Source organism: Pseudorhodoferax sp. Leaf274 (assembly GCF_001422445.1).
Taxonomy (GTDB): domain Bacteria; phylum Pseudomonadota; class Gammaproteobacteria; order Burkholderiales; family Burkholderiaceae_C; genus Pseudorhodoferax.
The window spans coordinates 473,837-488,639 of record NZ_LMNA01000001.1 but is presented as its reverse complement, the minus strand read 5'-3'; the positions used below and the strand labels follow the sequence as shown (position 1 = coordinate 488,639).

14 protein-coding genes are annotated in these 14,803 nt (G+C 71.7%); 10 read left to right on the top strand and 4 right to left on the bottom strand.

All coding sequences use genetic code 11. The features are described 5' to 3' along the window. The first annotated feature begins 11 nt into the window (after positions 1-11). The 7 genes from ASF44_RS02160 (at position 12) to ASF44_RS02135 (ending at position 6,915) form a co-directional block, all read left to right on the top strand. Positions 12-758 carry an enoyl-CoA hydratase/isomerase family protein gene (locus tag ASF44_RS02160; RefSeq protein WP_056897511.1) on the top strand — a complete coding sequence of 249 codons (747 nt, stop codon included), beginning with the start codon at positions 12-14 and terminating at the stop codon, positions 756-758. Between the two features lie 227 nt (positions 759-985). Further along, positions 986-2,017: an AraC family transcriptional regulator gene (locus tag ASF44_RS02155; protein WP_056897510.1), complete on the top strand. Its 1,032-nt coding sequence runs from the start codon at positions 986-988 to the stop codon at positions 2,015-2,017. A gap of 105 nt (positions 2,018-2,122) precedes the next feature. Beyond that, positions 2,123-2,644, top strand: a complete 522-nt coding sequence (locus ASF44_RS31470; protein ID WP_156374324.1) for a hypothetical protein — start codon at positions 2,123-2,125, stop codon at positions 2,642-2,644. Between the two features lie 112 nt (positions 2,645-2,756). Continuing rightward, the gene (locus ASF44_RS02150) at positions 2,757-3,356 is read left to right on the top strand and encodes a 2-hydroxychromene-2-carboxylate isomerase (RefSeq protein WP_056897509.1); all 600 of its coding nucleotides are present in this window, start codon (positions 2,757-2,759) and stop codon (positions 3,354-3,356) included. Continuing rightward, complete coding sequence (locus tag ASF44_RS02145) at positions 3,356-4,561, top strand: CaiB/BaiF CoA-transferase family protein (protein WP_056898162.1); 1,206 nt, start codon at positions 3,356-3,358, stop codon at positions 4,559-4,561. Before ASF44_RS02150 ends, ASF44_RS02145 begins: the two co-directional genes overlap by 1 nt. 71 nt (positions 4,562-4,632) lie before the next feature. Then, positions 4,633-5,802, top strand: a complete 1,170-nt coding sequence (locus tag ASF44_RS02140) for a CaiB/BaiF CoA-transferase family protein (protein WP_056897508.1) — start codon at positions 4,633-4,635, stop codon at positions 5,800-5,802. Between the two features lie 78 nt (positions 5,803-5,880). Beyond that, complete coding sequence (locus ASF44_RS02135) at positions 5,881-6,915, top strand: AraC family transcriptional regulator (RefSeq protein WP_056897507.1); 1,035 nt, start codon at positions 5,881-5,883, stop codon at positions 6,913-6,915. Positions 6,916-6,917: 2 nt separating this feature from the next. On the opposite strand, the gene ASF44_RS02130 is transcribed toward ASF44_RS02135, so the two are convergent. Both ASF44_RS02130 and ASF44_RS02125 read right to left on the bottom strand, forming a co-directional pair. Beyond that, positions 6,918-7,910: a tripartite tricarboxylate transporter substrate binding protein gene (locus ASF44_RS02130; RefSeq protein ID WP_082524464.1), complete on the bottom strand. Its 993-nt coding sequence runs from the start codon at positions 7,908-7,910 to the stop codon at positions 6,918-6,920. Positions 7,911-8,073: 163 nt separating this feature from the next. Then, positions 8,074-8,997: a LysR family transcriptional regulator gene (locus ASF44_RS02125; protein WP_056897506.1), complete on the bottom strand. Its 924-nt coding sequence runs from the start codon at positions 8,995-8,997 to the stop codon at positions 8,074-8,076. A 59-nt stretch (positions 8,998-9,056) separates the two neighbouring features. Here ASF44_RS02125 and ASF44_RS02120 point away from each other — a divergent pair, with 59 nt between their 5' ends. Beyond that, positions 9,057-9,683 (top strand): LysE family transporter, encoded by a 627-nt coding sequence (locus ASF44_RS02120; RefSeq protein ID WP_056897505.1) that lies wholly within the window; start codon positions 9,057-9,059, stop codon positions 9,681-9,683. 7 nt (positions 9,684-9,690) lie between these two features. Here ASF44_RS02120 and ASF44_RS02115 read toward each other — a convergent pair whose 3' ends face one another. Next, positions 9,691-11,223, bottom strand: a complete 1,533-nt coding sequence (locus ASF44_RS02115) for a CoA-acylating methylmalonate-semialdehyde dehydrogenase (RefSeq protein ID WP_056897504.1) — start codon at positions 11,221-11,223, stop codon at positions 9,691-9,693. Between the two features lie 111 nt (positions 11,224-11,334). Between ASF44_RS02115 and ASF44_RS02110 the strand changes: the two genes are divergently transcribed. Beyond that, on the top strand, positions 11,335-12,258 hold the full coding sequence (locus ASF44_RS02110; RefSeq protein ID WP_056897503.1) for a LysR family transcriptional regulator: 924 nt from the start codon (positions 11,335-11,337) through the stop codon (positions 12,256-12,258). Positions 12,259-12,265: 7 nt separating this feature from the next. Here the strand turns inward: ASF44_RS02110 and ASF44_RS02105 are convergent, their stop codons facing one another. After that, positions 12,266-12,979, bottom strand: a complete 714-nt coding sequence (locus ASF44_RS02105; RefSeq protein ID WP_056897502.1) for an alpha/beta fold hydrolase — start codon at positions 12,977-12,979, stop codon at positions 12,266-12,268. Positions 12,980-13,153: 174 nt separating this feature from the next. Between ASF44_RS02105 and ASF44_RS02100 the strand changes: the two genes are divergently transcribed. After that, positions 13,154-14,800: a GMC family oxidoreductase gene (locus tag ASF44_RS02100; protein ID WP_056897501.1), complete on the top strand. Its 1,647-nt coding sequence runs from the start codon at positions 13,154-13,156 to the stop codon at positions 14,798-14,800. Positions 14,801-14,803 lie beyond the last annotated feature (3 nt).

Here is a 14,803-nt window from a genome sequence, read left to right as displayed (position 1 = left end):
ATGCGCCCCCCATGGACACGCCCCTTCTGGAGATCACCGGCGCCAGCGCCACCATCACCTTGCGCCGCCCCGAACAGGCCAACCGGCTGGAGCCTGTGGACCTCGATGTGCTGGCCGCGCACATCGCCGCCGTCAACGCGCGCCCCGAGGTGCTGGTGCTGCGCCTGGCCTCCACCGGCCGCTACTTCTGCAGCGGCTTCGACATCGGCCAGATGGACCCGGAGAAGCCCCAGGCCTTCGAAGAACTGGCCAATGCGCTCGAAGACGCGCGCCCCGTCACGCTGGCCGTGCTGCAGGGTGGCGTCTACGGCGGTGCCACCGACCTCGCGCTGGCCTGCGATTTCCGGCTCGGCGCGCAGGGCATCGACATGTTCATGCCGGCCGCACGGCTGGGCCTGCACTTCTACCCGCGCGGGCTGGAGCGTTACGTCAGCCGCCTCGGCCTGGACCAGGCCAAGCGCCTGTTCCTGACGGCCGAGCGCATCGGGGCCGACGAGATGCGCGCCATCGGCTTCCTCACGCAGCTGGTCGCGCCCGAAGCCCTGGCCGCCGAGGCCGATGCGCTGGCCAAGCGCCTGGCCGCCATGGCGCCGCTGGCCCTGCTCGGCATGAAGAAGCACCTGAACCGCATCGCGCGCGGCGCGCTCGACATGGACGCGCTGCAGCACGACATCGCGCGCGCCGCGCACTCGGCCGACCTGCAGGAAGGCCGCGCCGCCTGGGCCGCCAAGCGCGCGCCGCAGTTCACCGGCGCCTGAGAGCTTGTGAAGCAATGGCTTGAACTCACGCAAGACCCCGATGTGCACCGTTTCGACATCCAACCGCCGTTCGCGGGGTCTTGCCCTGCGGGCCGGGGCACCCACTGGCGCCGGGCGGCGTTGCGCCGCTTGTCCGTATCTCGATACGGACTGCGCGACGCGCCTTGCCCGACACCTGCGGGCACCCCGTCGTGAGCCCCATCCATTCCTTCACAAGCTCTGACGCAATGGCCGCACAGCCGGGCTTCACCCAGCACACGATCTCCATCGTGCACGTGCACCGCGTGCTGCTCGGCGCGCGGCGCCGTGCCGTCGATGTGGACCGGCTGCTCGCGCGCGCCGGCATCTCGCCCGCATTGCTGGGCTCGCCGCTGTCGCGCGTGACACGCGACCAGTACGCGCGCCTGCTGGCCGGCCTGCGCCACACGCTGCGCGACGAACTCTGGGGCCTGTGCCCCACGCCGCTGCCGCTGGGCAGCTTCACGCAGGGTTGTCGCTTGATGCTGGGTGGCCGCACGCTGGGGGCCGCGCTGGCGCTGGGGTTGCGCCACTACCGGCTGCTGCTGCGCGACCTGGTGCCGCGGCTCACCGTGCAGGACGGCGTGGCGCACCTTTCCGTGGCGCCGCGCGTGCCGGTCGACCTGGCGCTGGCCTATGCGCAGCGCACCTTCATCTTCTTCACCTACGGCCTGGGCTCCTGGCTGGTGGCGCGGCGCCTGCCGCTGCTGGGGCTGGAGTACCCGGCCGTGGTGGCCGCCGAGTTCCCCGACGCGGGCACCGTGCTGCGCGCGCCCGTGCGCGGCACGCCTGGCGGCGCCGGCTGGTATGTGGACGCGCGCTGGCTGGAACTGCCCGTGGTGCAGACCGAGGAAGCCCTCGCGGAATTCCTGCAGCACGCGCCGGCCAACCTGCTGGTGCGCTACCGCGAATCGTCCAGCACCACCGAGCGCATCCGCCGCATCCTGCGCGGCCACCTGGCCGGCGAGCTGCCTTCGCTGGAAGACATCGGCCGCGAACTGGCCATGACGCCGCAGACCCTGCGGCGCCGGCTGCGCGAGGAAGGCCAGGGCTACCGCGGCATCAAGGAAGAACTGCGGCGCGACACCGCCATCGAATACCTCGCGCGGCCCGAACTCACGCTGCCCGAGATCGCCGAGCGCCTGGGCTTCTCGGAGTCCAGCACCTTCCAGCGCGCCTTCAAGCAGTGGACGGGCGTGGCGCCCGGCGAGTACCGGCTCGCGCACATCACCCGCGCCTGACGACCAGCGCGGCAGTTGGAGCGCCCGCACGTCGCCTCATCTTGGCTGAGGATGTGACGACGACAAAGCACCACTACAAACGACCATGTCTTGCAAGGAGCAGCCATGGATCTTTCGTCGATCACCAACTCGGAATTGAGAAGCGGGCTCATCGTCAGTGCAGGTGCAATTGGGTTGTTCTGGTACTACATTTGTTTGTGCGACATGGGGTTTCATCCAACACCTCAAGGTCAAACGGCAACCGGTTTTCGGCAGTTTCAGTCGCTGTCGATCACGACCATCAGCGTGTCGTTGGCCACCTATGTTGGGTATGCGATCGGACTACCTTCGATCCAGACCGTCACGGACAACGTGAACAAGATTGCCGGCGCGGCCGTGGCGGCTGCACCTGCCGCCAATGCAGCTTCGGCCGCCCAGGCCGCTGCCTCTGCGGTATCTGCAAGCATTCCAACAGTCAGCAACCTCCAGGTTGGCAGCGCCGCGATGTACGTCATCTCGTTACTCGTCGCAGTCGCCTTCTATTGGAAGTCGAAGGACGCAACCGAACCAGCAGTGACGGGCCTGGCGAAGTCCTTGCTGGGGTTTGTGGCCGGGGTCTTCTCCATCGCTCTCAATGCCCCTCTGTAAGCCGTTGCGCCGAATGTAGCGTTGGCGTGCTCGCTTTGGTCGATCGTGCCATCGCCGCTGGCCGAAGCTGCCATTGAGCGCACCCGCCCCTGCGCCGCATGCTCCGGCCCCCATGCTGGATTTCTACTTCGACTTCTTCTCGCCCTACGGCTACTTCGGCTCCACGCGCATCGAGGCGCTGGCCGCGCGCCACGGCCGCCAGGTGCGCTGGCACGCCTTCCACATGCGCAGCGTCATGAAGGACGTGCTGGGCATGACGCAGGCGCTCACGGCGCTGCCGCTCAAGGGGGACTACATCCGCAAGGACATCCGCCGCGTCGCGCGCTGGCTGGACGTGCCCTATGCGCCGGGCGACACCGCCGCCTTCGCGAATGTGGCCGCCGACCGCGCGTTCTGGCTCATCCACGATGTCGACGCCGAGGCCGCCAAGCGCTTTGCGGTGGAGGTGTTCCGCCGCCACCATGCGCTGGGCGATTCGCCGCGCGACGCGCAGGCGTTGATGGACATCGCCGTGGCCACGCAGGCCGACGTGGTCGACCTGCCCACGCTGTTGCAGGGCCAGGCCTGCAAGGACCGGCTGCGCGCCGCCACCGAGGCGGCCATGGCGGCCGGCGTGTGGGGCGCGCCGACGTTCGTGGCCGACGGCGAAGTGTTCTGGGGCGTGGACCGCATGCCCATGCTCGACAACTGGCTCGAACGAGGAGGATGGTGATGGAGGCGAATGGCAAGGCCGATCCGAAGGCGCCGCTGCGCGGCATCCGCGTGGTGGATCTGTCCACCATGCTGGCCGGCCCGCTGGCCGTCAGCATGCTGGCCGACCAGGGGGCCGACGTGGTCAAGGTCGAGGCACCCGAGGGCGACACGAGCCGGCGCATCGGTCCGGCCAAGGGCGATCTGTCGGCCATGTTCATCGCGGCCAACCGCGGCAAGCGCTGCATCACGCTCGACCTGAAGGCCGAGGCCGGCCGCGAGGTGTTGCGCACGCTGCTGCGCGGCGCGGACGTGCTGGTGGACAACATGCGGCCGCAGGCGCTGGCCCGGCTGGGCTTCGGCCGCGCGGCGCTCGAGGAACTGAACCCGGGGCTGGTGCACGCTTCCATCACGGGCTTCGGCCCCGACGGCCCCTATGCCGAAGGCCGGGCCTACGACGCCGTGATCCAGGCCCTGTCGGGCATGTGTTCGGTGCACGCCCAGCCGGCCGGCGGCGATCCGCTGCTCGTCACCACCACACTGTGCGACAAGCTCACCGCGCTGACCGCGGCGCAGGCCATCTCGGCGGCGCTGCTGGCGCGCGAGCGCGGTGCCGGCGGCCAGCATGTCCAGGTCTCCATGCTCGACGCGGCCGTGGCCTTCCAGTGGCCCGACGCCATGTACAACCACGTGTTCCTCGACGAGGCGCCGCCGCCCGCGCCCGAGTTCGGCATCAGCCACCGGCCGTGGAAGACCCGCGACGGCGCGCTGACCACCAACACGCCGCAGCGCAGCGAGCTGGTCGGCCTGTGCACGGCGCTGGGCCGGCCCGAGCTGGCCGACGACCCGCGTTTTTCCAGCGTGCCGGCGCTGCAGCGCCACGGCCAGGCGCTGCGCGAGGAACTCGGCCCCGTGCTGGCCGACCTGGACACGGACGAGGCCGTGCGCCGGCTCATGGCGCACGGCGTGCCGGTGGGCCGCGTGAACGGCCGCGCAGAGGTGCTGCGCGACCCGCAGGTGGTGCACAACGCCAGCCTGTGCATCGTTGCCAATGGCGATGCGGGCCGCGTGCGCCTGCCGGCTGGCGCGGCCCGCTTCGGCGGTGGCGCGCCGCAGCCGCCCGGCCCCGGCGCGCACCGCGGCCAGCACACGCGCGAGCTGCTGGCCGAACTGGGCTACGGCGCCGCGGCCATCGACGCGCTGGCGGCTGCCGGCGCCGTGCGTTGATCGTTCGGGCCAATCCAAAGCATCCAATCGGCCATCGCCAGTGCGCGCGGCGCTGCCTAGACTGCGCCGCCATGACGAACGACACCGCCATCCCCGCCCCCTCCCGCGCGCCGCTGGCCGGCGTGCGCGTGCTCGACCTCACGCGGCTGCTGCCGGGCCCGGTCTGCACGCTGCACCTGGCCGACCTCGGCGCCGATGTCGTCAAGATCGAGGACACGGGCGCGGGCGACTACGCCGCGCCGCCCCTGCGCGCGCTGGTCCACCGCAACAAGCGCGCGCTGCGGCTGGACCTCAAGCAGCCCGCGGGCGTGGAGGCGCTCAAGGCGCTCGCGCGCACGGCCGACGTGCTGGTGGAGGGCTTTCGCCCCGGCGTGATGGACAGGCTGGGCGCGGGCTATGCCGCGCTGGCCGGGATCAACCCCAGGCTGGTGTTCTGCAGCATCACGGGCTATGGCCAGAACGGCCCCATGCGCGACGCGCCGGGACACGACCTCAACTACTGCGCGCTGGCCGGCGTCACCGAGCAGATCGGCCAGGGCGGGCAGCCCGCGCTGTCCAACCTGCCGATCGCCGACCTCATGGGCGGCGCCCTGACCTCGGCAATGGGCCTGTTGGCCGCGCTGTTCGACGCCGGCCGCACGGGCCGCGGCCGGCACGTGGACATCGCCATGGCCGATGCCGCGCTGGCCCACAACCTCGTGGCCATGGTCACGCTGAACGGCCACGGCGCGACCCGGCCGGCCGGGGCCGACAAGCTCTCGGGCGCGCTGCCCTGCTACGGGCTGTACCGAACGCAAGACGGCCGCCACCTGGCCGTGGGCGCGCTGGAGCGCAAGTTCTGGGATGGCTTTTGCGAGACCATCGCCCGGCCCGACCTCAAGGCCCGCCACCTGCCAGCCAGCCCCGCCGAGGCCGACGCCGTGCGCGCCGACGTGGCCGAACTCATCGCGTCCAAGCCGCTGGCGCACTGGCAGGAGGTCTTCGCCGACAACGACTGCTGCGTGACGCCCGTGCTGCGCCTGGACGAATCGCTCGACACGCCGCAATTCCGCGCGCGCCGCATGGTGCTGGACGCGCCCGGCGGCGCCCAGCTGGCCAGCCCCGTGCAGATGAGCGGCCACGCTTTCGAGGTGCGGCGGCCCGCCCCCCGGCCCGGCGAGCACAGCGACGAGCTGCTGGCCGAGGCCGGCTACACGGCCGAACAGCTGGCGGCGCTGCGCGCCAGCGGCGTTGTCGCCTGAGCGCCAGGAGCGCCGCAGGCGCCGCAGGGCCCTGGGGTAAAAAGGCGGCCCTCCCGGACTGCCGATCGCCCCGCCCCTTTGACCGCCACCGCGCCGCGTGCCAGACACACCATCGCCATCGGCCAGGTCGAGCGCATCCTGCTCGGCGCACGCCGCCGCGGCATCGATGTGGACGCGCTGCTGGAGAGCGCCGGCATTGCCCCGGCGCTGCTGGCCTCGCCGCTCTCGCGGGTCACGCAGGCGCAGTACGCGCGCCTCACGCACCGGCTGCGCCACCGCCTGCGCGACGAGCTCTGGGGCCTGTGCAGCCGCCCGGTGCCACCGGGTGCGTTCGGCCAGACCTGCCGGCTGCTGGTGGGCTGCCGCACGCTGGGCGAGGCGCTGGACATCGGCCTGCGCCAGTACCGCCTGCTGATCGACGACTTCACGCCGCGGCTGCAGCGCCAGGGCGCGCTGGCCAGCGTCAGCGTGGCGCCGCGCGACCCGTTCGACCCGCTGCTGGCCTATGCGCAGCGCGTCTTCTGTTTCCTTGCCTACGGCCTGGCCTCGTGGCTGGCCGGCCGGCGCATCCCGCTGCTCAGCGTGAACTATCCGGCCTCCACGCCCGGCCCCGTCAGCGAGGCGGCGCTGGTGTTCCAGGCGCCGATCCAGTATGGCGGCGAGCGCATGGCCTGGACCTTCGGCGCGGGCTGCCTGGAGATGCCCGTGGTGCAGGACGCGCAGAGCCTGACCGCGTTCATGCGCCAGGCGCCGGCCAGCCTGCTGGTGAAGTACCGCGACCACGCCAGCGTGACAGAGCGCATCCGCCGGCTGCTGCGCCACCAGCTAGCGGCCGAGCTGCCTTCGCTGGTGCAGGTGGCCCGCCAGCTGGACCTGACGCCGCAGACGCTGCGCCGCCGGCTGCGCGAGGAGGGCCAGGCCGGTTTTCGCGCGATCAAGGACGACCTGCGCCGCGACGTGGCCGTGGAATACCTCGCGCGCAGCGAGATGGCGCTGCCCGAGATCGCCGGACTGCTCGGCTTCTCCGAAGCCAGCACCTTCCACCGCGCGTTCAAGCACTGGACCGGCGTGGCGCCGGGGGCCTACCGGCAGGCGCAGCAGCGCGCGGCCTGAACTCACTCCAGCCGGATGTTCGCGTCCTTGATGATCCTGGCGTAGATGCCGGCGTCGTCGCGCACCACCTTGGCGAACTCGGCGGTCGGCATGCCGCCCGGCACCATGCCCAGCGCCTCGATGCGCTGCACCACGTCGGGCAGGCGCAGGATGCGGTTGCTTTCCGCGGCGAACTTGGCGGCGATCGGGGCCGGCACCTTGGCCGGCATGAACAGGCCGAACCACCCGACCGGCTCGAAGGAGTGGTAGCCCAGCTCGGCGAACGTCGGCACATCGGGCAGCGTGGGGTTGCGCTTGCTGCCGGTCACGGCCAGCACGTGCATGGCATCCAGGTGCGGGCGCGCCGTGGCCATGTCGATGAAGGCGGCGGTCAGCTGGTTGCCGCGCAGGTCCTGCAGCAGCGGCGCCGCGCCCTTGTAGGGCACGTGCACGAGGTCCAGCCCGGCCTGCATGTTCAGCAGCGAGCCCTGGATGTGCGAGGAGGTGCCCACGCCGTAGCTGCCGTAGTTGAACTTGCGCGGATTGGCCTTGACCTGCGCCACGAAGTCCTTGAGTTCCTTGAACGGCGCCGCCTTGGGCACGGCCAGCAGCGACTGGGTGTTGGCCACCTGCGCCAGCGGCTGCAGGTCGCGCATCACGTCGTAGGGCAGGTTGGGCATCAGCGGCGGGATCTGCACGATGGCCGTGATCGCCATCAGCACGGTGTAGCCGTCCGGCGCCGCCTTGGCCACCATGTCGTTGCCGATGGCGCCCGATGCGCCGGGCTTGTTCTCCACGATCACGGTCTGGCTCCAGGCCGTCTGCAGGTGGCTGGCCATCATGCGCGCCAGCGTGTCGGTGGCGCCGCCGGCAGGGTAGGGCACCACGATGCGGATGATCTGGTTGGGGTAGCTGCCGGCGCCCTGGGCGAAGGCCTGCGGGGCGGTCAGGCCGAAGCCGGTGGCGGCAAGGCCGCCCAGAACCTGGCGGCGGGAAATCTTCGGACCGTGGCCCATGCGCTTGTCTCCTTCTCGATGGGGCTGGCGCCCCGGAGCCGGCAGTCTGGGCCAGGCGAGGCCAGAGCCCAATGGCCGCATGTCGCGCGGGCATTGGCAGAAAGTGACAGCGTGGGCAAAGCCAGGGAAAGCACCGAGGTGGCACCGGGCGCCGGGCGCCGTATCAGCCGTTGGCGCGCAGCCAGTCGAGCAGGGCGCGCTGCGGGCTGCCGTCGGCCGGAGCCGCTGGCGACAGCAGGCAGTAGCGCGATCCGTCCTCGACGAAGCCGGCCGGTGCCGCAAGCACCCCGGCGGCCACGTCGTCGCGCACCAGTTGCCATGGGCCGACGGCCACGCCCAGTCCGGCCACGGCGGCCTGCAGGCTGAAGTAGAAGTGCTCGAAGGTCTGCTCGCGCGCGGCCGGCAGCGCCTGCCCCGCGGCGGCGCTCCAGGCGGTCCAGGCGTCCGGCCGGGTGCGCGTGTGCAGCCGCGGCGCGGCCGCGCGCAGGCGGGCCCCCTGGCGGGCGTTGCCGAACCAGCTGGCCACGCGGTCGGGGCGGCAGACGGGGCCGACGCGCTCGGCGAACAAGGCGTCGGCATGCGCGCCGGCCGGCCAGGCGAAGTCGTCGCGGCGGATCGCCAGGTCGATGCCGGCCTCGAACGCGAACGGCCCGCCACCGGCCACCAGGTGCATGTCCATGCCGGGGTGGCGCGCCTGGAAGTCCGGCCAGCGCGGAATGAGCCAGCGCATCAGCAGGGTCGGTTCGCACGACAGCACGGGGGTGCGTGGCTGGCGTGCCTGCTGGCGCAAGGTGTGCGCGGCCTGGCGCATCAGGGTCAGCCCCTCCCGCACCGCATGCGCCAATGTGCGGCCCGCCTCGGTCAGGTGGACGCGCCGGTTGCGGCGCTCGAACAGCGCCACGCCCAGGTCGTCCTCCAGCAGCCGCACGGCCCGGCTCACGGCGCCATGCGTCAGGTGCAGCGCGTCGGCCGCGCGGCTGAAGTTCTCGAGCCGCGCCGCCGCTTCGAAGCAGCGCAAGGCCACCAGCGAGGGCAGGCGTGCACTGTCTGTTGGTGAGCCAGGCTCACCGATACCGTCAGCAATCATCGTTCGTCATGGCGGTCCATCCTGCCTAGCATGCAGGCCTTCGATCGAGAGGACGCATCATGACCGAATTGTTAGCTGTCATCACCATCACCGTGCTCGCGGTGGTCAGCCCCGGCCCCGACTTCGCGATGGTCACGCGCAACAGCCTGCTGCTGTCGCGCCGCGCCGGCGTGCTGACCGCCCTGGGCATCGCGCTCGGCGTGCTGGTCCACGTGGGCTACACCATGCTGGGCGTGGCCTTGCTGGTGCAGCAGTCGCCCGCGCTGTACCGGGCGCTGCAGCTGGCCGGCGCCGCCTACCTGGTCTGGCTGGGCCTGGGCATGCTGCGCGCACGCGCGGGCGGCGGCAGCGCCGCCACCGGGGCGGCGGCCATGCCGGCGCTGTCGGACGCCGCCGCACTGCGCGTGGGTTTCCTCACCAACGTGCTGAACCCCAAGACCATGGTCTTCATCGTCAGCCTGTTCATGCAGGTGGTGCAGCCCGGCACGCCTGCGGCGGTGCAGTGGGGCTATGGCCTGTTCATCGCCGGCGCACACCTCGCGTGGTTCGCGCTGGTGGCGATGTGCTTCTCGGCCAGTGCCGTGCGCAGCCGCCTGCTGGCGGTGCGGCACTGGATCGACCGCGCGTTCGGCGGCGTGCTGGTCGGGCTGGGGCTGCTGCTGGCCTTGGCCCGCGGGACGCGCTGAGGCGGCTTTACTTCGCCGTCGGCATCACGAACTCGGCGCCCTTGCCGATGCTCTCGGGCCAGCGCTGCATCACCGACTTCTGCTTGGTGTAGAAGCGCACGCCTTCTTCGCCGTAGGCGTGCATGTCGCCGAACAGGCTCTTCTTCCAGCCGCCGAAGCCGTGCCAGGCCATGGGCACCGGGATCGGCACGTTGATGCCGACCATGCCGACCTGGATGCGCCGCGCGAACTCGCGCGCCACGTTGCCGTCGCGCGTGAAGCAGGCCGTCCCGTTGCCGAACTCGTGCTTGTTGATCAGCTCCACCGCGGCGGCCAGGTCGGGCACGCGCACGCAGGCCAGCACCGGGCCGAAGATCTCTTCCTTGTAGATGCGCATCTCGGGCGTCACCTTGTCGAACAGCGTGCCGCCCGTGAAGAAGCCCTGCTCGTGGCCCGGCACCTGGAAGTTGCGGCCGTCCACCAGCAGCTCGGCGCCTTCCTGCACGCCGATGTCGATGTAGCCCTCGATGCGCTCCAGCGCCTGCTTCGTGACGATGGGGCCCATCTCGGCGTCGAGTTCCATGCCGTTCTTGACCACCAGGGTCTTGGCGCGCTCGGCCAGTTGGGGGATCAGCCTGTCGGCCGCGTCGCCCACCAGCACCGCCACCGAGATCGCCATGCAGCGCTCGCCGGCCGAGCCGTAGCCGGCGCCGACCAGCGCATCCACGGCCTGGTCGATGTCGGCGTCGGGCATCACCACCATGTGGTTCTTGGCACCGCCCAGGGCCTGCACGCGCTTGCCCTGGCGCGCGCCGGTCTCGTAGATGTACTGCGCGATGGGCGTGGAGCCGACGAAGCTGATGGCCTTCACATCCGGGTGCTCCAGCAGCGCGTCGACGGCCAGCTTGTCGCCCTGCACCACGTTGAACACGCCGTCCGGCAGCCCGGCTTCCTTGAGCAGCCGGGCGATGAACAGCGAGGGCGAGGGATCGCGCTCGCTGGGCTTGAGGATGAAGGTGTTGCCGGCCGCGATGGCGACCGGGAACATCCACATCGGCACCATCACCGGGAAGTTGAACGGCGTGATGCCGGCCACCACGCCCAGCGGCTGGCGCAGCGTCCAGTTGTCGATGCCGGTGGAGACCTGGTCGGTGAAGTCGCCCTTGAGCAGCTGCGGCACACCGCAGGCAAACTCGATGATGTCGATGCCGCGCGAGACCTCGCCCTGCGCATCGGTGAACACCTTGCCGTGCTCGGCCGTGATCATGGCGGCCAGCTCGTCCTTGCGCTGGTTCACGAGTTCCAGGAACTTCAGCAGCACGCGCGCGCGGCGGATCGGCGGCGTGTCGGCCCAGGCCGGGAAGGCGGCCTGCGCGGCGGCGACGGCCGCATCGACATCGGGCTTGGCGGCCAGGCGCAGGCGGCGTGCCTCGGTGCCCAGGGCCGGGTTGAACACGGCCTGCGTGCGCTCGCCCACGCCCTGGACGGGCTGGCCGGCGATGAAGTGCGCCACTTCGGCGCTGTCGGTGTAGGCGGGGGTGGCGGGCAGGTCGCGCTTCATGGCAGATGTCTCGCTGGAAAGAGGGGAAGGCCGCAAGTCTAGGAAGCGCTGCCGGCCTTGTACAGGCTCGCCCGCTGAACTGATTGTTCGCCATGGTGAACAATGCAAGCCATGTCTTCCGAAAAAACCGACACGCTATGGAGCACGCTGCACGCGCTGGCCGTGCTCGGCGAGCACGGCAGCTTCACGGCCGCGGCGGCACGCCTTTCCATCAGCAAGGCGGCCATGAGCCAGCGCATCGCCGAGCTGGAACGCGCCGCCGGCGTGCCGCTGGTGCAACGCACCACGCGCAGCGTGCGGCTGACCGAGGCCGGCCAGCGCCTGGCCGACGGCACACGCAGCGCCTTCGCGCAGATCCAGCAAAGCTTTGCCGCCGTGCGCGACCTGGCCGATGCGCCGCAGGGCCTGCTGCGCGTGACCGCGCCCGTGGCCTTCGCGCGCCAGCAGCTCCTGCCGCGCCTGCCCGAGTTCCTGCGCGCGCACCCGCAGGTGCGGCTGGAACTGGACCTGTCCGACGGTCTGCGCCCGCTGGCGGTGGAAGGCTTCGACCTGGCCGTGCGCCACACCGCGGCGCCGCCCGAAACGCACGTGGCCTGGCTGCTGGCGCCCACGCGTTCGCTGCTGGTGGCCAGCCGCGCCTACCTGCGCCGGCGTGGCGCGCCGGCCGGGCCGGACGCGCTGCGCACGCACGACTGCCTGCACTACCCGCGCGCCGGCCAGGTCGCCGGCTGGACGCTGCTGCGCGGCGAGGAGCGCGTGGTGGTGCCCGTGGCCGGCGCCTTCGCCGCCAACAACAGCGAGGCGCTGCGCGATGCCGCGCTGGCCGGCCTGGGCATCGCGCTGGTGCCCGACTTCAGCGCCCAGGCCGCCTTGCGTGCCGGGCTGCTACAGCAGGTGCTGCCCGACTGGAAGGTGGAGGGCCAGTTCAGCGAGACGCTGTACGCCATCCGTCCGTACGCACCCTACGTGCCGCGCGCGGTCGAGGCGTTTGTGGCGCATCTGCGGCAGGCGTTCGCGGGCGGCTTCGGGGCTTGAGGCCGCTTCAGCGCCACAGCAGCCAGTCCCGCAGCGCGCGGTTCACGCGCCCGGGCTGTTCCAGCGTGCTCAGGTGGCCGCAATCGGCAAAGACCTCGAGCCGCGCGCCCGGCACCAGCGCGGCGATGTCGTCGTGCAGCGCCGGCGGCGTCAAGAGGTCCTGTGCGCCGCACGCCACCAGCGTGGGGCAGGCCACGGCCGCTAGCGCCGCGCGTGCGTCGGGCCGCCCGATGATGGCCTCCTGCTGCCGCGCGAACGCCCTGGCACCCACGTTGCGGGCCATGCTGCGCACCACCGCACGCAAGGCCGCGTGGCGCGGTGCCTGCGGCCACACCAGCCGCGGCAGCAGCGCGTCGGCCACCGCGCCCATGCCTTTGGCCTGGCTGCGCGCCACGAGTTCGCGGCGCGCGGCGCTGGCGGCGGGCGTATCGGCCACGGCGTTGGTGTCCAGCAGGGCCAGGCGCGTGACGCGCTGCGGTGCCTGGCGCTGCATGGCCATGGCGATGTAGCCGCCCATGGACAGCCCGGCCAACGCGAAGCGCTCGAACGGGCAGTCGGCGAGCACGGCACGCGCCAGCGCCTCGATGCTGTCGTGCTGCGTGGGCGCGGGCACCCAGGCATCGGCGATGTCGGCAAGCGCCTCGACCTGCGGCGCCCAGAGCAGGGCGTCGCAGAGCAGGCCGGGGACGAGGACCAGGGGTTGGGGTGCGGTGGCGTTCATGGACGCAGTATGGTCGCCCAGCACGGCACCGGGGCCGAAGTCCGGCTCTTCGGCCGTGGCCTCGGCGAAGGCCGCGAAGCGCTTGGGCGCGGCGTCGGCGCCCCGTAGGGGTCAGAACGCATTGGCCCGGCCGGTGCATGCAGGCGACACTCGCGCCCCCAGGGAGACACACGCATGAGCGGCAGCAATACCTTCGACCACATCGTCATCGGCGCCGGCACGGCCGGCAGCCTGATGGCCAACCGGCTCAGCCAAGACCCGCGCAAGCGCGTGCTGCTGATCGAGGCCGGCGGCAGGGACGACTACCACTGGATCCACATCCCCGTGGGCTACCTCTACTGCATCGGCAACCCGCGCACCGACTGGCTCTACCAGACCGAGCCCGATGCCGGGCTGAACGGCCGCACGCTGCGCTACCCGCGCGGCAAGACGCTGGGCGGCTGCTCGTCCATCAACGGCATGATCTACATGCGCGGCCAGGCGCGCGACTACGCCGGCTGGGCGCAGGCCACGGGCGACGACGCCTGGCGCTGGGAGAACGTGCTGCCCGCCTTCAAGCAGCACGAGGACCACTACCTGGGCGCCGACGAGATGCACGGGGCCGGCGGCGAGTGGCGCGTGGAGAAGCAGCGCCTGCGCTGGGACATCCTCGACGCCTTCGCCCAGGCCGCGCAGCAGGCCGGCGTGCCGCACAGCACCGACTTCAACCGCGGCGACAACGAGGGCGTGGGCTATTTCCAGGTCAACCAGAAGAACGGCTGGCGCTGGAACACGGCCAAGGCCTTCCTGCGGCCCACCTGCTACGGCCGCCCCAACTTCGAGTTGTGGACCGGCGGCCAGGTGGCGCGGCTGCTGCTGGAGCGCCAGGCCGACGGCGGCCTGCGCTGCACCGGCGCCGAGGTCTGGACCGGCGGCGAGCGCGTCACCGTGCGTGCCACCGGCGAGGTGCTGCTGTGCGCCGGCGCCATCGGCTCGCCGCAGATCCTGCAGCTGTCGGGCATCGGTCCGGGCAGCTTGCTGCAGCAGCACGGCATCGACGTGCAGGCCGACCTGCCCGGCGTGGGCGAGAACCTGCAGGACCACCTGCAGATCCGCGCCGTCTACAAGATCAGCGGTGCGCCCACGCTCAACGTGCTGGCCTCCTCGCTCGCGGGCAAGGCGCGCATTGGCCTGCAGTACCTGCTGTCGCGCAGCGGGCCCATGAGCATGGCGCCGTCGCAGCTGGGGGCGTTCACACGCAGCGACCCGGGCCAGCCCTACGCCAACCTCGAGTACCACGTGCAGCCGCTCTCGCTCGACGCCTTCGGCGAGCCGCTGCACAGCTTCCCGGCGTTCACCGCCAGCGTGTGCAACCTCAACCCGACGAGCCGCGGCAGCGTGCGCATCAAGAGCCCGCGCTTCGGCGATGCGCCGGCCATCGCGCCCAACTACCTGAGCACCGACATCGACCGCCAGGTGGCGGCCGATTCGCTGCGCGTGACGCGCCGCATCGCGGCCCAGCCGGCGCTGGCGCCCTTCAAGCCCGAGGAGTACAAGCCCGGCCCGCAGTACCAGAGCGACGAAGACCTGGCGCGCCTGGCCGGCGACATCGCCACCACCATCTTCCACCCGGTGGGCACCACGGCCATGGGCCGCGATGGCGACCCGCGTGCCGTGCTCGACAGCCGCATGCGCGTGCGCGACGGGCGCGGCGGCCTCATCGCCGGGCTGCGCGTGGTGGACGCCGGCGCCATGCCCACCATCACCAGCGGCAACACCAACAGCCCCACGCTCATGATGGCCGAGAAGGCCGCGGGCTGGGTGCGCGAGGCGGGCGGCTGAGCG

Excerpts from the sequence above, each read along its gene's own strand:
- ASF44_RS02120 (WP_056897505.1), top strand. The coding sequence starts at position 9,057 with ATGACCGAATTGTTAGCTGTCATCACCATCACCGTGCTCGCGGTGGTC.
- ASF44_RS31470 (WP_156374324.1), top strand. The coding sequence starts at position 2,123 with ATGGATCTTTCGTCGATCACCAACTCGGAATTGAGAAGCGGGCTCATC.
- ASF44_RS02145 (WP_056898162.1), top strand. The coding sequence starts at position 3,356 with ATGGAGGCGAATGGCAAGGCCGATCCGAAGGCGCCGCTGCGCGGCATC.
- ASF44_RS02115 (WP_056897504.1), bottom strand. The coding sequence starts at position 11,223 with ATGAAGCGCGACCTGCCCGCCACCCCCGCCTACACCGACAGCGCCGAA.
- ASF44_RS02100 (WP_056897501.1), top strand. The coding sequence starts at position 13,154 with ATGAGCGGCAGCAATACCTTCGACCACATCGTCATCGGCGCCGGCACG.
- ASF44_RS02155 (WP_056897510.1), top strand. The coding sequence starts at position 986 with ATGGCCGCACAGCCGGGCTTCACCCAGCACACGATCTCCATCGTGCAC.
- ASF44_RS02105 (WP_056897502.1), bottom strand. The coding sequence starts at position 12,979 with ATGAACGCCACCGCACCCCAACCCCTGGTCCTCGTCCCCGGCCTGCTC.
- ASF44_RS02160 (WP_056897511.1), top strand. The coding sequence starts at position 12 with ATGGACACGCCCCTTCTGGAGATCACCGGCGCCAGCGCCACCATCACC.
- ASF44_RS02110 (WP_056897503.1), top strand. The coding sequence starts at position 11,335 with ATGTCTTCCGAAAAAACCGACACGCTATGGAGCACGCTGCACGCGCTG.
- ASF44_RS02125 (WP_056897506.1), bottom strand. The coding sequence starts at position 8,997 with ATGATTGCTGACGGTATCGGTGAGCCTGGCTCACCAACAGACAGTGCA.
- ASF44_RS02130 (WP_082524464.1), bottom strand. The coding sequence starts at position 7,910 with ATGGGCCACGGTCCGAAGATTTCCCGCCGCCAGGTTCTGGGCGGCCTT.
- ASF44_RS02140 (WP_056897508.1), top strand. The coding sequence starts at position 4,633 with ATGACGAACGACACCGCCATCCCCGCCCCCTCCCGCGCGCCGCTGGCC.
- ASF44_RS02150 (WP_056897509.1), top strand. The coding sequence starts at position 2,757 with ATGCTGGATTTCTACTTCGACTTCTTCTCGCCCTACGGCTACTTCGGC.